Here is a 17,330-nt window from a genome sequence, read left to right on the forward strand (position 1 = left end):
TCCATGAGTCACGTCGATCACCCGTTCGGGTTCGGGTCGGACGGCCGCACCGCGACCGCCGGCCTCGCAGACCACGTCCGCGATCTCATCGAGCAGGTCCTGTTCACGGCGCCGGGCGAGCGAGTGAACCGGCCCGACTTCGGATCGGGGCTGCTCGGGCTGCTCTTCGAACCGAACGGCGAGGCGATCGCGGCGGCGACGCGATCCAGGGTCGAGGGCTCGCTGCACCAGTGGCTCGCCGACGTCATCGAGGTCGAGGCGGTGATCGTCCGCGCGAGGGATGCGACGCTCGAGATCACCGTGCAGTACGTCGTGCGCGTCTCCCACGAGCGCCGCACCGAGACGATCCGCGGGCCGGTGACGGCATGACCACGTACGCCTGCTGCACGCACTCCCGGGCGGAGCAGATCCGCGCGAGCGGGGTGTCGAACGGGATCGACTTCATCGAGGTGGTCGACGGTCCCGAGGTCCCCGTCGCCGACCGCCAGCGGATCCTCGAGGTCCACCTCATCAACCCGCCGTCACCGGAGCTCCTCGCGATCGAGCCGCGCAACGTCGTCATCGAGGGCGGCATGCGCGTCCTCGGGATCCGCGCGGTCGCGGTCGCCTGGAGCGGACTCATGCTCTCGGTGCGCGTCGACCGGCCCGGTGACTTCTCGATCTACACCCTGCGGATGACCACCTCCTCCGACGGGACGATCGTCGGCATGGATGCCCGGCTCTCGCAGGTGGACTTCTCGTTCAAGGTCGAATGCCCCGCCGAATTCGACTGCGCGACGCGCGAGGTCTGCTCCGCACCGCCCGAGGATGCGCCCGAGATCGATTACCTCACGCGCGATTACGCGGGATTCCGCCGGCTCATGCTCGACCGGCTGGCCGTGCTGGCCCCCGAGTGGACCGAACGCAGCCCCGCCGACCTCGGCATCGCATTGGTCGAGCTGCTGGCGTACTCGGCCGACCACCTCAGCTACCGACTCGATGCCGTCGGGATGGAGTCGACCCTCGCGTCGTCGCGCCGGCGGACGTCGGCCAGGCGGCACGCGCGGCTCGTGGATTACCGCACGCACGACGGCAGCAACGCGCGCACTTGGGTCCAGGTGCGCGCCGCCGTCGGACAGTCGGGCGTCGAGCTGCCGAAGGGAAGCCAGTTGCTCACGCGGCGATCAGGCCTCGGTCCGCTCGTTCCGCCGCACACGCCCGCGTTCCGTGAGGCGATGGCGGCAGGTCCGACCGTGTTCGAGACGATGCACCCCGTCGTGATCGTCGACGCGCTCAACGACCTACGCCTCTACGCCTGGGGCGACGAGGAGTGCGCCCTGCCCGCCGGCGCGACCTCGGCGACCCTGCTCGGGCATCCGCCGCTCGAGCAGGGCGACGTGCTCGTCCTCGTCGAGCGCGTCGGGCCCAGGAGCGGGCATCCGGCCGACGCGGACCCGGAGCACCGCCACGCCGTCCGCCTGACCCGCGTCGACCCCACCGAGGATCCGCTCGGCGGCAGGTTCACCGACCCGGCGCAGGCCGGGGCGGTACCGGTCACCGAGGTCACGTGGCATCCCGACGATGCGCTGCCCTTCGCGCTCTGCATCTCGTCCCGGGCCGACGACCGCCTGGTCACGGACGTGAGCGTGGCCCTCGGCAACATCGTGCTGGCCGATCACGGCCGCACGACGCCGGCACCCGCCGTGGCGACGGTTCCCGGCCCCGACCCGCGACTCGCGCTCCCGCCGACAGGCGGGCCGGGGTGCGAGGCGGCCGAGCCGAGGCAGCACCCCGCCCGCTTCACGCTGACCGTGCCGGAGCCGGACCTGACCATGGCCGGCACGATCGGCCGGTCGCTGCCCGGCGAGGATCCGCGGGCGTGGGCGTCCTTCGATCCCACGGCGTCGGCGACCGCCGCCCTGGAGTGGCAATCCCGGCACGTCCTGCCCGAGGTGTACCTCCAGGACCTGGACGGCCGGCGGTGGCGACCGGTGCGCGACCTCCTCGGCAGCGGGCCGTTCCAGGCCGAGTTCGTCGCCGAGACCGAGGCCGATGGCCGGACCCGGGTGCGGTTCGGCGATGGCGAGTACGGCATGCGACCGCGAGCGGGCACCGTGTTCGACCTGACCTACCGTCGAGGCAACGGCCCCGGAGGCAATGTCGGCGCGGGCGCCATCGCGCACCTCGTCTCGGCCGACCCCCGCATCGAGGGCGTGTCCAATCCGCTGCCGGCACGCGGCGGGACGCGGTCGGAGCGCATCGATCGCACGAGGCAGGACGCCCCGGCCGCGTTCTTCGTGCAGGAGCGCGCGGTGACCGCGGAGGACTACGCGACCGTCGCGGGGCGGCATCCCCAGGTGCAGCGTGCGGTCGCCACCGAGCGGTTCACCGGGAGCTGGTACACGATGTTCCTCACGGTGGATCGCCGGGCGGGTCGGCCGGTCGACGCCGCCTTCGAAGCCGAGCTGCGGGCGTTCCTCGAGCGATTCCGGATGGCCGGGCACGATCTCGAGATCGACGGCCCGCGATTCGTCGCGCTCGAACTCGCACTCCGCGTGTGCGCGTCGCCCGACCACTACCGGTCGGATGTCGCGCAGGCCGTCCTCGAACGTCTCGGACGCGGGCGGTCGCCCGACGGCCGGCCGGGATTCTTCCACCCGGACAACTTCACGTTCGCCCAGCCCGTGACCCTGAGCTCCGTCCTCTCCGCCGCGCAGGAGGTCGAGGGCGTGCACTTCGTCGAGCCGTTGGTGTTCCGCCGCCGCGGTGACACGGGTTCCGAGGCGCTCCGCAAGACCGAGATCGGGATCGGGAGGCTGGAGATCGCGCGAGTCGACAACGACCCCAGCTTCGTCGAGCGCGGGACGATCGAGCTCGCGATGGAGGGAGGGCGATGACCATCGACGGTCAGGCAGGATGCTCCGGCTGCGGCGGGGTCGCCGACCGCACGCCAATCGAGGTGACGAATCGCCCCGGGCTGGCCGCGATCGCGTACCGCACGGGGACGTACAGCCGGTTCCGCGCGAGCATGCTCGCCGGGCTGAGCCATCCCGACCGGCCCGCGCTGGCCGAGCTGATGACCCGTGAGCCCGACGACTTCTCGATCGCGCTGGTCGACGCGTGGTCCGTCGCCGCGGACGTGCTCACCTTCTACACCGAGCGCATCGCGAACGAGCACTATCTCGGCACAGCCACCGAGCGACGTTCCGTCGGCGACCTGGCCGCACTCATCGGCTACCGACTCCATCCCGGTGTCGCCGCGGGAGCCTGGCTCGCGGTCGACCTCGAGACGGCACCGGGCGCCCCGCCGGAGTCGGTGATCCCGGCCGGCACCCGGGTGCAGACCGTGCCCGGCCCCGAGGAGCTGCCGCAGATCTTCGAGACGACCGGGGCCGTGACGGCGGTGGGCGCGTGGAACCGGCCGAGGGTCCTCCTGCTCGAGCCGCGCATCCCGCGGTCGGGCGACGTCGAGGTGGTGCTGGCCGGCGCGGGGGCTCCCGTTCGTCGCGGGGATCGGCTCCTGTTCGTCGCAGACGACTGGACGGAGCTGAGCACGCGCTGGCGGGTCGTGCGGGTGACGGAGGTCACGTCCGATCCGGCAGCGGACACCACGACGGCGGCCTTCGCACCCAAGCTCACGGGACTCGACCTGGCCGGATCGGGCGTCTCGGTGCACGTCCTGCGGGCGCAGGCAGCGCTCTTCGGCTACAACGCACCCAATCTCCTGCTTTTCGAGCCCACGATCCTGGAGGCGCTCAAGCTCGCGGAGGTCGTGAACACCGATGGCGAGTGGGTCTTCGCCCCGGTCACCGGCCAAGAGGTCCTGCTGGACGGCCTGTACGACGGCGTCGAGCCCGCGGGCTGGGCGGTACTGTCGTCGGGTGCCGGCACGATCCTCGCGCCGGTCGACGCCATTCGGGAGACGGCGGCCTCCGCCTACGCGCTGAGTGCCCGCGTGAGCGCGCTCCACCTCGAGCGGACCGACGTGGCACTCGCGGGAGTCGGCGGTCCCGCGACCCGCACGACCATCGTGTCGTTCCGGAGCGAGGAACTCCCCCTGGCCGAGGTGCCGGTCACCGACCCGCTCGCCGGGAGCGTCATCCCGCTGGCGGAGGCGATTCCCGCCATGCCCGAACCCCGACGGCTGCTCGTGCGCGGTGCGCGGGCCCGCGTGGCGCCGGGACCCGAGAACCCCGTCGAGGGCGGCTTCCCGGTCGGCGACCTCCTGCCCATGGTCGTGTCGGTCGACACCGAGATCGGCCAGTCCGGGCTGCACCGATGGGTCCTCCGGCCGAGCTCCGGTGAGGATGTCACGATCCTGGGGCCGCCTCGCGCCGTGCGCTACATCCCCGCGTTCGAGGACGATGGGATCGTCGGAGAGGTGGTGACGGTCGAGCCCGGCCCCGCCGGGCAGGTCGACACGCTGGTCCTCGCCGAGCCGCTCACGAACGTCTACGACCTGCAGGGCGGGGCGCCGCTCGACCTGTTCGGCAACGTCGCGGACGCCACCCATGGCGAGCGGGTGCACGGCGAGGTCCTCGGCAGCGGCGACGGCGCCCGGGCCTTCCAGCGCTTCACCCTCCGCAAGAAGCCGGTCACGCACGTGCAGGCTGCGACGCCGACCGGCGGCGAGTCCACGCTCGAGGTGCGGGTCAACGGCATCCTGTGGCACGAGGTGCCGATCCTGTTCGGCGCAGGCCCGCGTGATCGGGTCTACACCACGGCATCCGACGACGCGGGTGCCACCACGATCACCTTCGGGGACGGCGTGACCGGTGCGCGGCTGCCGACCGGCGTCGACAACGTGGTCGCGACATACCGGGCCGGACACGGGCTGGCCGGCGCCGCGCGGGCCGAGCAGATCTCGCTCCCGCTCACCAGGCCGCTGGGACTCAAGTCCGCGACCAACCCACTGCCGGCCGGCGGTGCCCAGGACGGCCAGTCCACCGAGGATGCCCGGCTCAACGCCCCCCGCTCGGTGCTCACGCTCGGCCGCGTCGTCGCGCTGCAGGACTACGCGGACTTCGCGGCGGAGTTCGCCGGCGTGGGCAAGGCCGCAGCGACCTGGACCTGGGACGGCACGCGCCGCGGCGTGCTGATCACCGTCGCCGCGGCGAACGGTGAGCGCCTCGCGCCCGGAGCCGCCCTGCTCGACAACCTCCGGGCGGGCATCCTCGCCGCCAGCGACCGCCGTGTCCGCATCGAGGTCCGCGACTTCGTGCCGGCAGCGTTCGCGCTCCTCGCATCCCTGCGGATCGCCGCCGACCACGATCCCGAGTCGGTTCGCCGCGCCGTCGCTGCGCGACTGGTCGACCGGTACTCGTTCGCCGAGCGGACCTTCGGCGAGGGCGTCTCGCTCAGCGGGGTCGTGCAGGCCATCCACGGCATCGACGGGCTCGATGCGGTGCACGTCGAGCGACTGCATCGCGTCGACGAGCCGGTGCGGCTCGGGACGTTCCTGGTCGCCGCGGCCCCACGGGCGGGCGGGCCGCCGGATGTCCCGGGCGCCGAGATCCTCACCCTCCCGGTGGAGGGCGTCGCACTGGAGGTGGACTGGTGAGCATCTCGGTCGACCATCTCTACGACCTCCTCCCGGCGCTGTATCGCGAGCGCGACGCGGTGACTGGCGAACCGCTCCGGCAGTTCCTCGAGGTCCTGACCGACGAGCTCGCAGTCGCCGCCGACGGGATCGACCAGCTGTACGACGACCTGTTCGTCGAGACCGCCGCGCCGTGGGTGCTGCCGTACCTGGCTGAGCTCATCGGGCTGCGTGGGCTGCCCGGGCGATCCATCGCCGGTCTCACTTCGCGCGCCGAGGTGGCGAACACGATCGCCTACCGACGCCGCAAGGGCACGGCGACCATCCTCGAGCAGGTCGCGCGCGACACCACCGGCTGGCCGGCTCGCGCGGTGGAGTACTTCGAGCTGCTCACCGCATGCCAGCACGTGAACCATGTCCGGCCGCGCGCTCAGGCGACGGTGAGCGTGCGGAATCCCAGTCGTCTCCAGTTCGTGGAGACGCCCTTCGAACGGGGAACGAGCGCCGACATCGCGCACCTGCCCGACGTGAGGCGCATCGGGTCGCGTCGAGGGCGGTACAACCTTCCGAACGTCGGGGTCTTCCTCTGGCGCCTGCGGGCCTACCCCGTCACCGGATGCGCGGCTCAGCCGGCCCTCGCGGGCGACACGACGCGCTTCCTGGTGGATCCGCTCGGGGGCCCCATGCAGTTGTTCTCCTCACCCGTCAGCGAGACCGAGATCACTCACTCCGCTGAGCCGGCGAACGTGCCGCTGCCGTTCACGCGACTCCTCATGAGCGACGGACTGGGCTCGGCCTACGGACCCGGCCTGTCGGTCGACATCGCCGGCTTCGACGTTGAGGACGTGGAGGTGAGCGATCTCAGCGACATCCCCGGCGGAGGCGGCGACTGGGCGCACACGCCCGTGCCGGCGGGCGGGATCCGACTCGACCCGGTCCTCGGTCGGCTCGCCTTCGGCGACGACCAGGCGACGGCTCCGCTCGTCTCCTTCCACTACGGGTTCAGCGCCGACCTGGGCGGCGGCGAGTACGACCGAGTCGACTCGTTCGCCACGACCACCGATCACCTGGAGACGGTCGCCCGGGACGGAAGCGCGGGACATACCTCGATCGCCGACGCGATCGCCGCCCTCGGTCCCGACGGCGGAGCCGTCGAGGTGCGCGACAGCAACCGTTATGAGGAGGTGATCGCGATCACCGCCACTGCGGCCTCCGTCGAAGTGCGCGCGGCCGACCGGCGTCGCCCGGTCGTGCAGCTCGGCGGTGAGCTCGTGGTCACGCTCGCCGAGGACGCCGAGGTCTCGTTCAACGGCCTGGTCCTGGCCGGCGGTGCCCTGCGGGTCACCGGTGAGGGACGTCTCGACGTCCGGCACTGCACCCTCGTACCCGGACTCGGGCTCGACGCCGACGGCGCGCCCGTGGATCCCGGCGCGCCGAGCCTGATCGTGGAGTCGCCGGCCATCACGGTGAGCCTCGAGCGGAGCATCCTCGGGGGCATTCGCAGCCATCTCGACAGCGACGTCTCCGGCACCGACACGGTGGTCGACGCGGGTGAGCACGGCATAGCGTACGCGTCGGCACCGGATGCCTCCGGAGCCGGGGGTCCTGTGAGGTTCGACGAATGCACGGTGCTGGGTCGAGTGCACGCGCGCGTGGTCCGACGCGCCTCGAACAGCATCTTCGTGTCCTCAGTGCCGGACGGGGAGGAAGCACGGTGGCCCGGTCCGGTGCTGGTGGACCGCCGCCAGCAGGGCTGTGTCCGGTTCTGCTACCTGCCGGCCGGGTCGCGCACGCCCCGCCGGTACCGGTGCGTCCCGACGACCGACAACGAGGCCGCCGAACTGCGACCCGTGTTCACGTCGAGTCGGTATGGCCGGCCCGGCTACATCCAGCTCGACCCGCGCACCCCCGAGGCGGTGTGGCGCGGGGCCGATGACGAGTCCGAGCTCGGCGCCCTCCACCACCTGAATCAACCCCTTCGCGAGGCGTACCTCCGCGCACGCCTCGCCGACTACCTCCGCTTCGGTCTCGAGGCCGGGCTCTTCTTCGCCACCTGACCACGATGACGTCACGCACAGACAGGAGCCACGAATGAAGGGCGATTTCAGCCGTCGCACCCACGACCCGCGGAAGCACTACAGCGCCGTGCTCCAGCAGCAGGGACGGCTCCTCACCGACGCCGACCTGGAGGAGGAGCACCGGATCCTCTCGCACGCGCACGAGCGCGCGGCCGCCGACCTCATCGGCGGGTGCGGGGGGCCGCTGGGTTCGGCCGGATTCGAGGTCTCCGCCGCCGGCGTGCGACTCGAGCTGTCGGCGGGTCGCTACTACGTCGCGGGCAAGCTCGTCGTCAACGAGGAGGTCGTCGACTTCACCCGCCAGCCCGACCGCTGCATGGAGGACGTCGAGTGGCCGCCGCCGCCGGGTCGATACGCGATCGTCCTCGACGCGTGGCACCGGCTGATCACCGCGATCGACGATCCCGCCATCCGCGAGGCCGCCTTGGGCGGACCGACCACCGCCGTACGGGAGCAGACCGTCTGGCAGGCGCGGCACCGCGCGGTCCCCGTCGACTGGACGTGCGCGGACGACCTTCCGGCGCCGCCCGTCACGACCGGGGCGATGGCCGCACGCGCCGAGCCGGAGACCGCCTCGACCACACCATGCCTCGTGCCCCCGCTCGCCGGGTACACCGGCCTCGAGAACCAGCTCTACCGGGTGGAGGTCCTCTCCCCCGGGCCGGCCCTCGACCTGACGGCGGCGGCAGTGCTGCCGGTGCTGGACTTCCCGGCCGGAACCGTGAACCAGGTCGAGCTGTCCGCGGCCGACGCCGGCTCCCTGGCCGTCGGCGACGTCGTCGAGGTCGTGCGCACCGGTGCGTCCGACCCGATGGAGGCGACCTTCGCACAGGTCGCGGAGGTCGCCGGCTCCGTCGTCACCCTCACCGCCCGACTGCCGGTGCTCGAGGACGGTGAGACGGCGGAGCTCCGCACCGCCGAGGCGAGTGTCGTCATCTCGCGCGAGAACGGCTCGGTGGTCACCGGCATCAGCAGGATCGACGGACTCGAGGTCACGGTCGATGATCTCGGGCCCGACGACGTCCTCGGGTTCGCTCCCGGCCAGTGGGTCGAGCTCACCGACGAAGCGATCGAGCTCGAACACCGCACGCGGCAGCTCCGCCAGATCGAGGCCATCGACACCGACCGGCTCGTCGTGACGCTGCGCACCGCGGCCGAGCCCCTCGCCCAGGCCGCGAACGGAGTCGAACCGGACCGCCATCCCCAGCTGCGTCGATGGGACGGCGCACGGGCCATCGCGTTCCAGCCCGACGGCAGCGGATGGATCCACGTGGAGAACGGCATCCAGGTCCGCTTCATCGCCGGTGCGTACGTGAGCGGCGACTATTGGCACTTCCCGGCCCGAGCAGCGGTCATCGACGCGAAATCCGGCAACATCGAATGGCCGCAGGACGCCGCCGCAGCGGCCGCGCTGCCGCCCTTCGGAGTCCGGCACCACTTCTGTCCGCTCGCGGTCGTCCAGGTCTCCGAAGCTGCGGGCGTGCGGACGCTTCGCGTGATCGGCGACTGTCGGAAGCTCTTCCCGCCCGTCACCGAACTGACCACCCTGCTGTACGTCGGCGGCGACGGCCAGGAGGCACGCCCGCAGGCGCCGGGGTTCCCCCGGTTGCCGGCACCCCTCACCCTGCGCGTCACGAACGGGTCGCATCCGGTGGCCGGCGCGCGGGTCGCGTTCACGGGCCAGGGGCAGCAGACGCCGCCCGAGGCGGTGACCGACGCGAACGGGCTGGCGACCTGCACCTGGCGACTCGATCCGGGGATTCCGGCGCAGACCACCGAGGCGCACCTCCTCGACGCCGGCGGAACGCCGGTCCAGCACCAGGTCGTCCGCTTCCACGCCACGATCGACGCCGATGCGGCAGCGGGCGCGAGCTGTTGCGTCTGCGTCGGACCCGGCGGGGACTTCGCCACCATCGAGGAGGCGATCCGGGCGCTCCTCAAGCGTGGCGAGCGCGACCTCTGCATCTGCCTGATGCCAGGGGACCACGAGAGCAGCGGCCTGGACCTTCGCGTGCCAGACCGCGGAGGCCCCCCGTTCCACCTCTCGGTCAAAGGCTGCGGGCGCCTGACTCGCCTCCGGATCCCCGAGGGCATGCTGATCGACGGATGGGGATCCTTCCGCCTGCTCGACCTCGACATCACGCTCGGCCGACACGCGGTGATCCACACCCGAGGAGTCTCGGAGACTCGCGTCGAGAACGTCCGGGTGCGCGGGGGTGCGGAGGAACAGGGACTCATCCGGATCCACGATTCCGCCCGCGTTCACGTCGCACGCAATGTCATCGAGGCGCGGCCGGCCGGGGGCGGCGAGCGACTGCGTGATCTGTTCGCCGACCTGGCGCCACTCGAGGCGATCTGGGAGCGGCTCGACGAGCCTGACTTCGACCACATCGTCCGGGCGATCACGCCGGACCTCGCGGACATGGACCCGGATGAGCGGCGCTCCGGCGTCGCCAACATGCTCGAACGCGCACGGGACGGGCGGCGAAGGCTCGCAGCAGGGTTCCTCGTCGGACTCGAGCAGCTCGCAGCCAGCCTCGCAGCCGAGCGACCGCCGGCGAAACTCGGTGACGACATCAGGAAGCTGGCCGCACTCCTGGCGGCGCAGTCGGATCTGGTGGCGCTCGAGATCGGCTCGGGCGACGAGCAGCAGCGGCAGATGGCCGATCCGAGCTCGACGACGACGGCCGAGATCGTCGTCCGCGACAACGAGATCTCCGGCAACATCAGCTTCTACGGACTGGCGGGCGGGGAACCGCTCAACGCGGACGAGCGCGAGCGATTGGCCGGCCTGCTCAAGGGAGGCGGGCGATTCGGCGGCCTCGCCGGCACGGTGCACCTGAGCGGCAATCGCTTCGGCCGGTTGCGTCTCTCATTCGGGATCCTCGATGTTCTGCATCCGTTCGCGGTTGCGGACCGTCGCGAGCAGTTGACCACGGTGTACGAGTCATTCCTCGTGACCGACAATGTCTTCGACGGCGCCGGCAGCCTCGTGCTCGCACAACACGCGGTTCTGACCGGCAACGAGTTCACGCTTGCAGGACTCGTCAGGCCAATGGCTCCGCTCACCGTCCTCGAGCTCACCGCGGACACCGGCATCGCGATCGGCAATCATGGCGATACGCTCATTGATCGCGGGCGCACACAGCGCCCGATCACGATCGAGCAGACCACCCGGCTCTTCACCGAGGCAGCAAATCTCGAGCTCGAATTCACGTGAGGCCGGGCGGCCGTCCACAGACGCTGGGAGGTCGAAGACCACGGCTTCGCGCGTCATCCGACGACCAGATGTCCAGCATCAACCGAAGTCGTACAGCTTCGAGGTAGGGCGGACGGGACTTGGACCCGTGACCGATGGAACTACGCGGGCCGTAGCCGCCGTCTCGGCATGAGCCGGGATAGCTCGAACAATCTTGACGTGATCAGGAGTTCCTTGCCGGGATCGCGGTTGTTGGTTCTCGATGCTACCCGTTGGCCTCGACAGTACTCGAGACGTCTCGGGTCAAAAGTGCTGGATAAACGTGCGCGGATCAAGTCATCGACCGGGTTGTGATGTCTCAGGACATCGGTGACGTTTCTGTATCAGGACATCGGTGACGCTTCCGGGGTCGTTGGTGGTGACACTTCTCCTCCATCTGTAAGGGATGAGCCGTGTTGAGCCTGTCGAACCGACCTTTGCCTTGAGGTTCGCGGAATCACGCTGATATCCGCGGCTGCCGAGCGTTGGCACATACCGCCGGCATGGCGCTCGCCGTCTCTGTCGAGCTCCCGACCGCGGGCGACCTACCCCAGGTAGGTTTGGCGGAGAACTCGCCTTCGCGCGCAAGTCCGCCTCCGGATACGCCGGCGCGAGCCACGCGAGCCTAGGGCGTCTTCAAGCTACAGCCGCGCGCTCATTCCCCGCATGCGGGGGCGTACGGCCGAGCCCCCAGGAGCTCCGCCCACTCCTCCTCGGTCAGTACCCGTCCCGCGATCCGACAGGCGTGTTCCTCCCATGCCGCCGGCTCGGCGACGACATGCTGCCAACCCCCGAGGGTCTCCTTGAGCTTGACGGTGCGCTCATTGGGTTCGATCCCCATTTGGTGCCGTTGGACAACACTGCCGGGAAGGTCCGCCGACCAGTCCCCGAGATTCCATGTGATGATCGCACCGTCGATTCCGGCCGTGACCAACTCGCCGTTCGGTCGAAATTCGGCCGCGCTGACCCAGCCGTCATGACCGACGAGTGTCTCGGTGATCTCGCCGGTCCTGGTGCTGGCCACCACGACCCCTGCACCTGCGATGGCGAGTTGAGGGCTGTCGGGGTCGAAGTCGGCCGCCCACGGAAAGGATGACAGCGAGACGGTGATGGGGGCTGCGACCCCGGAGGGATCCACGATCCGAACGGCGCGTGCGCCATCTCGGACCGCGATCCGGCTGCCATCCGGACTGATGGCGAGAATTCCGTTGCCGGGGATCCGATGGAGCTCTTCGCCCGTTGCCGTCTCAAGAACAAGTGTCGTTCTGGATCCGCTGACATACATCCGCGAGCCGTCCGGAGAGAACTTCACGGCACTGAAGGTGAAGACCTGCCCGGACGGAGGATCGGGGAACCTCACGTCCAGGTCCAGGAAAACCGGCCCGGTCAGGTTCCCCTTGGCGCCCCACCAGAGGGCGACGCCACCGGTCTGCCCTGTCGGCGCAACCGCTGCAAATAGGGATCCGTCGACCGAGAACTCGACGTCTGCGGCCGTCCGATCCACCCCCTCGTAGGTGGTCACCCGCGATCGGCCGGCGTCTGCGAGATCGAGCCTTCCCGTTCGCAGGACAGGGTCGGATATCTTGCTGAACACGACCGCCCCAGTGACGGGGTCGATCGCCGAGGTCACAACGATCCTGCCGGGGTCCACGATCTCGCCCGGCGGCGAGTACTCACCGAGCTGCGTGCGGTCGTCGAGATCGAACAGGCGCACACCCTGGTCGCTGTCGATCACGGATGCTCGGGTCCCGTCCTCCGAGAGTGACATGCTCAAGGCGGCCACCTCGTCTTCGGGTATGTGGATGATGCTCGTCAGGCGGGGTGCGCGGGAGATGACGCGTACGAGGTTGAGACGTGTCTCGGAGCTGTCCCAGAGCCGGGTGGCCTCCACGGCGAGCAGGAGTGCGCGGTCGAGGTCGGGCTCGTCGAGCGCGCGTGCGGCGACGTGCCGTGCCTCAGCGGCCGTCGCGGCGAGATTCGCCTGGAGCCCCGCGAGGATGCCGGCCGTGACAGCGACGATCGCGAGACCAGCGGCGCCCGCCGACACCCAGGACAGTCGGCGCACCATCCGGCGCTCTTTGCGCAGTTGTCGTTCCGCGGCGGCCAGTCCTGCGGTCTCATTCGCCGCAGCGGAGTCCAGGAACTCGCGCTCGACCGCAGTGAGTGCGGGATCGACCGCATCCCGCCAGTGTTCGGCGGTGGTGAGCCGGCTGCCGCGATAGAGCTCACTGTCCGGTCGTCCCATCGCGTCCCAAGCGGCGGCGGCGGAGCCGAGGTGCCGCATGATGCGTTGGCCCTCGACATCGTCGGCGAGCCATTCCTTCAGCCGTGGCCATTCACGTGCGAGCGCTTCGTGCGACAGCTGTACGGACTCTTCATCGGTAGTGAGCAGGCGTGCATCGGCCAGCCGGTCGATGATCTTCGCGTGGGCGTTGTCGATCGCGATCCGGGTGCGCTCGACGCGGCGCGAGATCACCGCGCCGTCCGGGGATGTTTCGACGAGACGGAGGAGGATGTCGCGCAGCAGGCGTACGCCCCCCTCCGAGAGCGTCGCGTAGACCTCTTCGGCGGTCTTCGCGACGGCACCGTCGATCTCACCGGATGCCCGATACGCCTCGACGGTCAGAACGCGGCCCTCACGACGTGACCACACCTGACGCAGGGCGTGGGACAGCAGTGGAAGGGCCCGCCCATCGGCGTCGCGGACCAGGATCTCCACGAGGCCCGGCTCCAGGATGAGCCCGGCTTGCTCTGCGGGCTCTTCGATCACGGTTCGGAGTCCGTCGGGGCTGAGCGCGGTGAGCATGAGCAGGTGCGACTGGATGATCTGGGCGAATCCTCGGTGATCGGCGAGGTCTCCGAGGCGGTCGGCCCGGATCGCGACGACGAGGATGCCGCGGAAGGCCATCTGCGACAGGGCGTCGAAGAACTCCCGGATCTCGGCGGGATCGTCTGCGGCGAACGCCTGCTCGCATTGATCGACGATGAGCAGTGACGCTCCGGCGGTGAGATCGATGTTGCGAAGGGCATCGATCGGGTGCTCGCCGGGCGTGACGATGGCGACCTCCCTGCCTTGCGCGATGTAGTGCGCACCGATCCCTGCTCGAACGAATGAGGACTTGCCGACGCCCGATGATCCGGCGACGAGGAGAACACCGTGCTCGTCGAGCGCCCGAATAGCTCCGGCCAACTCTTGCTCGCGACCGAAGTACCGCTCGGCGTCGCCGGCGCCCGCGGGCGGCAGGCCGAAGTACGGACACTCAGGGCTAGCCGCCCGGAACACCCGCTCCGACAGCAGCGAGGGATCCTGCCGGAGGATCGCCTGCTCCAGTTCGGCGAGCTCGATGCAGGGATCTAAACCGAGCTCGGCGGCGAGCAGCCCCCGGGCGCGGCGCACGGTGTCGAGCGCATCCGCCTGCCGACCCGATCGGTATTGCGCAACGCTCAGCACAACCCAACGCCGCTCGCGCAGCGGTGCCTCGGCGACGCGGGCGCGCGACAGCGCGGCCACCTCCTGCACCTCACCCGCCTGCAGCCGTGCGTCCAGGAGCAGTTCCTCAACGCCGAGTCGCACCTCCTCCAGGCGACCCGCCGCGATCTGAGCCGGTTCCCAGTCGGGGAGCTCGACGAACGGCTCGCCCCGCCACAGCGCGAGCGCCTCCGAGAACGTGTGCGCGGCGCGATCGGGTTCACCCAGCTCCAACTGCTGCGTACCCCGCTCGACGAGTCGTTCGAACCGCTCCGCGTCGACCTCGACGTGTTCCGGGACCAGTCGGTACCCGTGCGGCGTGGTTTCGATCTGGGCCGGCGCGATAAGCCGCCGCAACCGCATGATGCACCCTGGAACGACATGCGACCAGGACGGGGGCGGGTTACCACCCCACAGCGCCGCCGCGAGGGACGCCGCCGACAATGGCGCACCCAGGCGGATCGTGAGCGCTGCCATCACCGCACGATCGCGCGGAGCCAGTGCAATCCCACCGTCATCGAGCGTCAGCGCTCCAAGAACGCGAACCTCCATGGGGCCACTGTGCGCCCGGCTCCGACATCCGTCAAGACGGCTGATATCGGACCGATACACACCCGATAGGCGCCGTTATCCCGCTGATACACGTCAGTCCTTCACTGATCGAGCAGCCAGGGCGCTGTATGGATCGAAGGAAAGGACGTGACATGTGGACTTCAACTCCGCGAACCCGCTCCGCTCACTCGACTCGCTCGCAGCTGGCGGGTGTCGCCGTCGCGTTACTGGCGTGCGTCGGCCTCGCCGCGTGCACCGCGACCGAACCGCCGTCCCCCGCATCGACCACGGAGGCCGACACGATCGCACCGTTCCCGGAGCGCGGCGTCCTCGACGCCGGCACATACCTCGTGACCGGCTACCCGCTGCCCTTCGAGATCACCGTCCCAGACGGCTGGAGGACCTACAACGGCCGGGAACTGGGCAGGGACGACCCGGATCTACCGGATGAGTGGAATGCCTTCCTGTGGTTCTACCCCGACCCAGTCACCGATGTCCCGACGGACGCATGCGCCTGGAAGGGCGCGCTCGTCCAGATCGATCCGACCGCAGAGGCGTTCGTCGATGCGATGACGGCACAGGCGTCAACGGTAAGCACCCCTCCCGTCGAGGTTGTGGTGGGCGACTACTCCGGCTTCGAGTTCGACCACGCCGTCGAGAGCGACGTCGACATCACCGACTGCGACATCGGCAAAATATGCATCTACTCGGATCAGGCACAGGACTGCACCGGGCGCCAGTACTCAAATGCAGGCGAGCGCGAAACCTACCTAGTGGTCGACCTGAACGGCGAGCGCGCTGTGATCTCGGTGAGCCAATCCCACGAATCAATCGATCCCGCGCTGATCGAGGAGGCGCGCGCCATCTTCGACTCCATCGTGTTCGTCGGACCCGACGAGTGACGGCCAGCCCGTTCTGCGCCGCGCGAGCCCGTGGCTGGATGAACGCCGGCCCTGTCGGCTTCTCACGAAACTGGAGGTCCGAGGAGGGTGTGCCGGAGCTCGCGCGCGAGCACGGACGAACTCCGTTCGAAGGCACATACCCATGCCGCAATGACCGTGATGGCGCAAGAAATCCCAGATCAGGCCTGAGGTAGGGCGGACGGGACTTGAACCCGTGACCGATGGATTATGAGTCCACTGCTCTGACCGGCTGAGCTACCGCCCCGCGCGCCGGATCACTCGGGGAGTGCGGCCGGCGCGATGTCGGTGACCGGGTCGGTCACCGACTTCCCACGATACAGATTCTCGAACGTCGTGATGGTGCGCTGGATGTCGTGCGCGGCGATGAGCCGCAGCGACCCCTCCTTCAGCACGCGGTAGTCCTCGGGCGAGGCCTCGAGCACCTGGCGGAGCTTGACCGCGAGGTCGTCGGGGCTGCCCGGCGCGAATAGGTAGCCGTTCTCGCCGTCGTGCACCAGGTGCGGCAGCGCCATCGCGTTGGCCGCCACGACCGGCAGCGCCGAGGCCATGGCCTCCATGGTCACGATGCTCTGGAGTTCGGCGATCGAGGGCATGGCGAGTACCGAGGCGCGGTGGTACGCCTCACGCAGCTCCTCGTCGGTGACGTAGCCCGTGAAGGTCACGCGGTCGGCGATGCCGAGCTCGGCCGCGAGGTGCTCGAGGTTGCGCTTCTGGTCGCCGCCGCCGACGATCTCGACCTTCACGTCGAGTTCGTACGGCAGCAGCGTGACCGCGCGCAGCAGCACGTCGATGTGCTTCTCGCCAGTCACGCGCCCGACGAAGAGGATCCGGTTCTCGGTGCGGGGTTCCCAGTTCGGCGAGTACTTGTGCGCATCGATGCCGCACGAGATCGCGTGGACGCCGCGCAGGCCGGTGGCCCGCTCGAGGAAGTCGGCGGCGCGTCGCGTCGGCGTCGTGACCGACTCGGCCCTGACGAAGCTCCGACGCGCGGCCTTCCACGCGAGTCCGACCGCCCACTCGCGCCAGGCGTTCGGGATGAGCGAGAACTCGAGCATGTTCTCGGGCATCATGTGGTTCGTTCCGATGATGCGGATGCCGCGCTTCTGCGCTTCGACCGAGAGCCCTCGCCCCACGACGAAGTGGGACTGGAAGTGCACCACGTCGGGCCGGACCTGGTCGATCACGCGGGCGGAGTTCTGCTTGATCCGCCACGGCAGCGCGAACCGCAGCCAGTCGTGCGGGTACCAGCGCCAGCTGTAGAGCCGGTGCGCCGTCAGCTCCTGGCCCTCGTGCACTTCCTTCCACGTGCCATGCTTGCGGCTCGCGGCGGGCGCCATGACGTGGACCTCGTGGCCTCGCTCGACGAGCCCGGCCGCGAGGCGCTCGGCGAATCGAGCGGCGCCGTTGACGTCGGGCGCGAACGTGTCGGCACCGATCAGGATACGGAGCGGTCGCTCGGTGTCGTCGTCGGCGGACACGCGCGGTGAGTCGGACACGTGGTGCTGTACCTCGCTGTTCGTGGAACGGATGGCAGGCCCTCGCCGGGATGTGG

8 protein-coding genes and 1 tRNA gene are annotated in these 17,330 nt (G+C 70.0%); 6 read left to right on the forward strand and 3 right to left on the reverse strand.

The window, feature by feature from the left end; translation table 11 throughout:
• Window positions 1–3 precede the first annotated feature (3 nt).
• From AC3RKB_RS17885 to AC3RKB_RS17905, 5 genes are read left to right on the forward strand one after another with little or no spacing between them, the layout of a single operon-like run.
• The gene (locus AC3RKB_RS17885; RefSeq protein WP_491437659.1) at window positions 4–369 is read left to right on the forward strand and encodes a GPW/gp25 family protein; all 366 of its coding nucleotides are present in this window, start codon (window positions 4–6) and stop codon (window positions 367–369) included.
• Window positions 366–2,876, forward strand: coding sequence for a baseplate J/gp47 family protein (locus tag AC3RKB_RS17890; protein WP_491437660.1), 2,511 nt, complete (start codon window positions 366–368; stop codon window positions 2,874–2,876). Before AC3RKB_RS17885 ends, AC3RKB_RS17890 begins: the two co-directional genes overlap by 4 nt.
• Window positions 2,873–5,539, forward strand: coding sequence for a putative baseplate assembly protein (locus tag AC3RKB_RS17895; protein ID WP_491437661.1), 2,667 nt, complete (start codon window positions 2,873–2,875; stop codon window positions 5,537–5,539). Before AC3RKB_RS17890 ends, AC3RKB_RS17895 begins: the two co-directional genes overlap by 4 nt.
• Window positions 5,536–7,575: a hypothetical protein gene (locus AC3RKB_RS17900; RefSeq protein WP_491437662.1), complete on the forward strand. Its 2,040-nt coding sequence runs from the start codon at window positions 5,536–5,538 to the stop codon at window positions 7,573–7,575. The genes AC3RKB_RS17895 and AC3RKB_RS17900 overlap by 4 nt, the downstream gene beginning before the upstream one ends.
• Window positions 7,576–7,609: 34 nt before the next feature.
• Window positions 7,610–10,816, forward strand: coding sequence for an Ig-like domain-containing protein (locus AC3RKB_RS17905; RefSeq protein WP_491437663.1), 3,207 nt, complete (start codon window positions 7,610–7,612; stop codon window positions 10,814–10,816).
• Between the two features lie 673 nt (window positions 10,817–11,489).
• On the opposite strand, the gene AC3RKB_RS17910 is transcribed toward AC3RKB_RS17905, so the two are convergent.
• The gene (locus AC3RKB_RS17910) at window positions 11,490–14,855 is read right to left on the reverse strand and encodes an nSTAND1 domain-containing NTPase (RefSeq protein WP_491437664.1); all 3,366 of its coding nucleotides are present in this window, start codon (window positions 14,853–14,855) and stop codon (window positions 11,490–11,492) included.
• Between the two features lie 152 nt (window positions 14,856–15,007).
• On the opposite strand from AC3RKB_RS17910, the gene AC3RKB_RS17915 reads away from it, so the two are divergent.
• The gene (locus AC3RKB_RS17915; protein ID WP_491437665.1) at window positions 15,008–15,757 is read left to right on the forward strand and encodes a hypothetical protein; all 750 of its coding nucleotides are present in this window, start codon (window positions 15,008–15,010) and stop codon (window positions 15,755–15,757) included.
• A 191-nt stretch (window positions 15,758–15,948) separates the two neighbouring features.
• On the opposite strand, the gene AC3RKB_RS17920 is transcribed toward AC3RKB_RS17915, so the two are convergent.
• Window positions 15,949–16,022: transfer RNA gene (locus AC3RKB_RS17920), tRNA-Ile, on the reverse strand.
• A gap of 10 nt (window positions 16,023–16,032) precedes the next feature.
• Window positions 16,033–17,274: a glycosyltransferase gene (locus tag AC3RKB_RS17925; RefSeq protein ID WP_491437667.1), complete on the reverse strand. Its 1,242-nt coding sequence runs from the start codon at window positions 17,272–17,274 to the stop codon at window positions 16,033–16,035.
• Between the last annotated feature and the right edge of the window lie 56 nt (window positions 17,275–17,330).

The sequence above is a fragment of the Agromyces capsici genome (genome assembly GCF_058349965.1).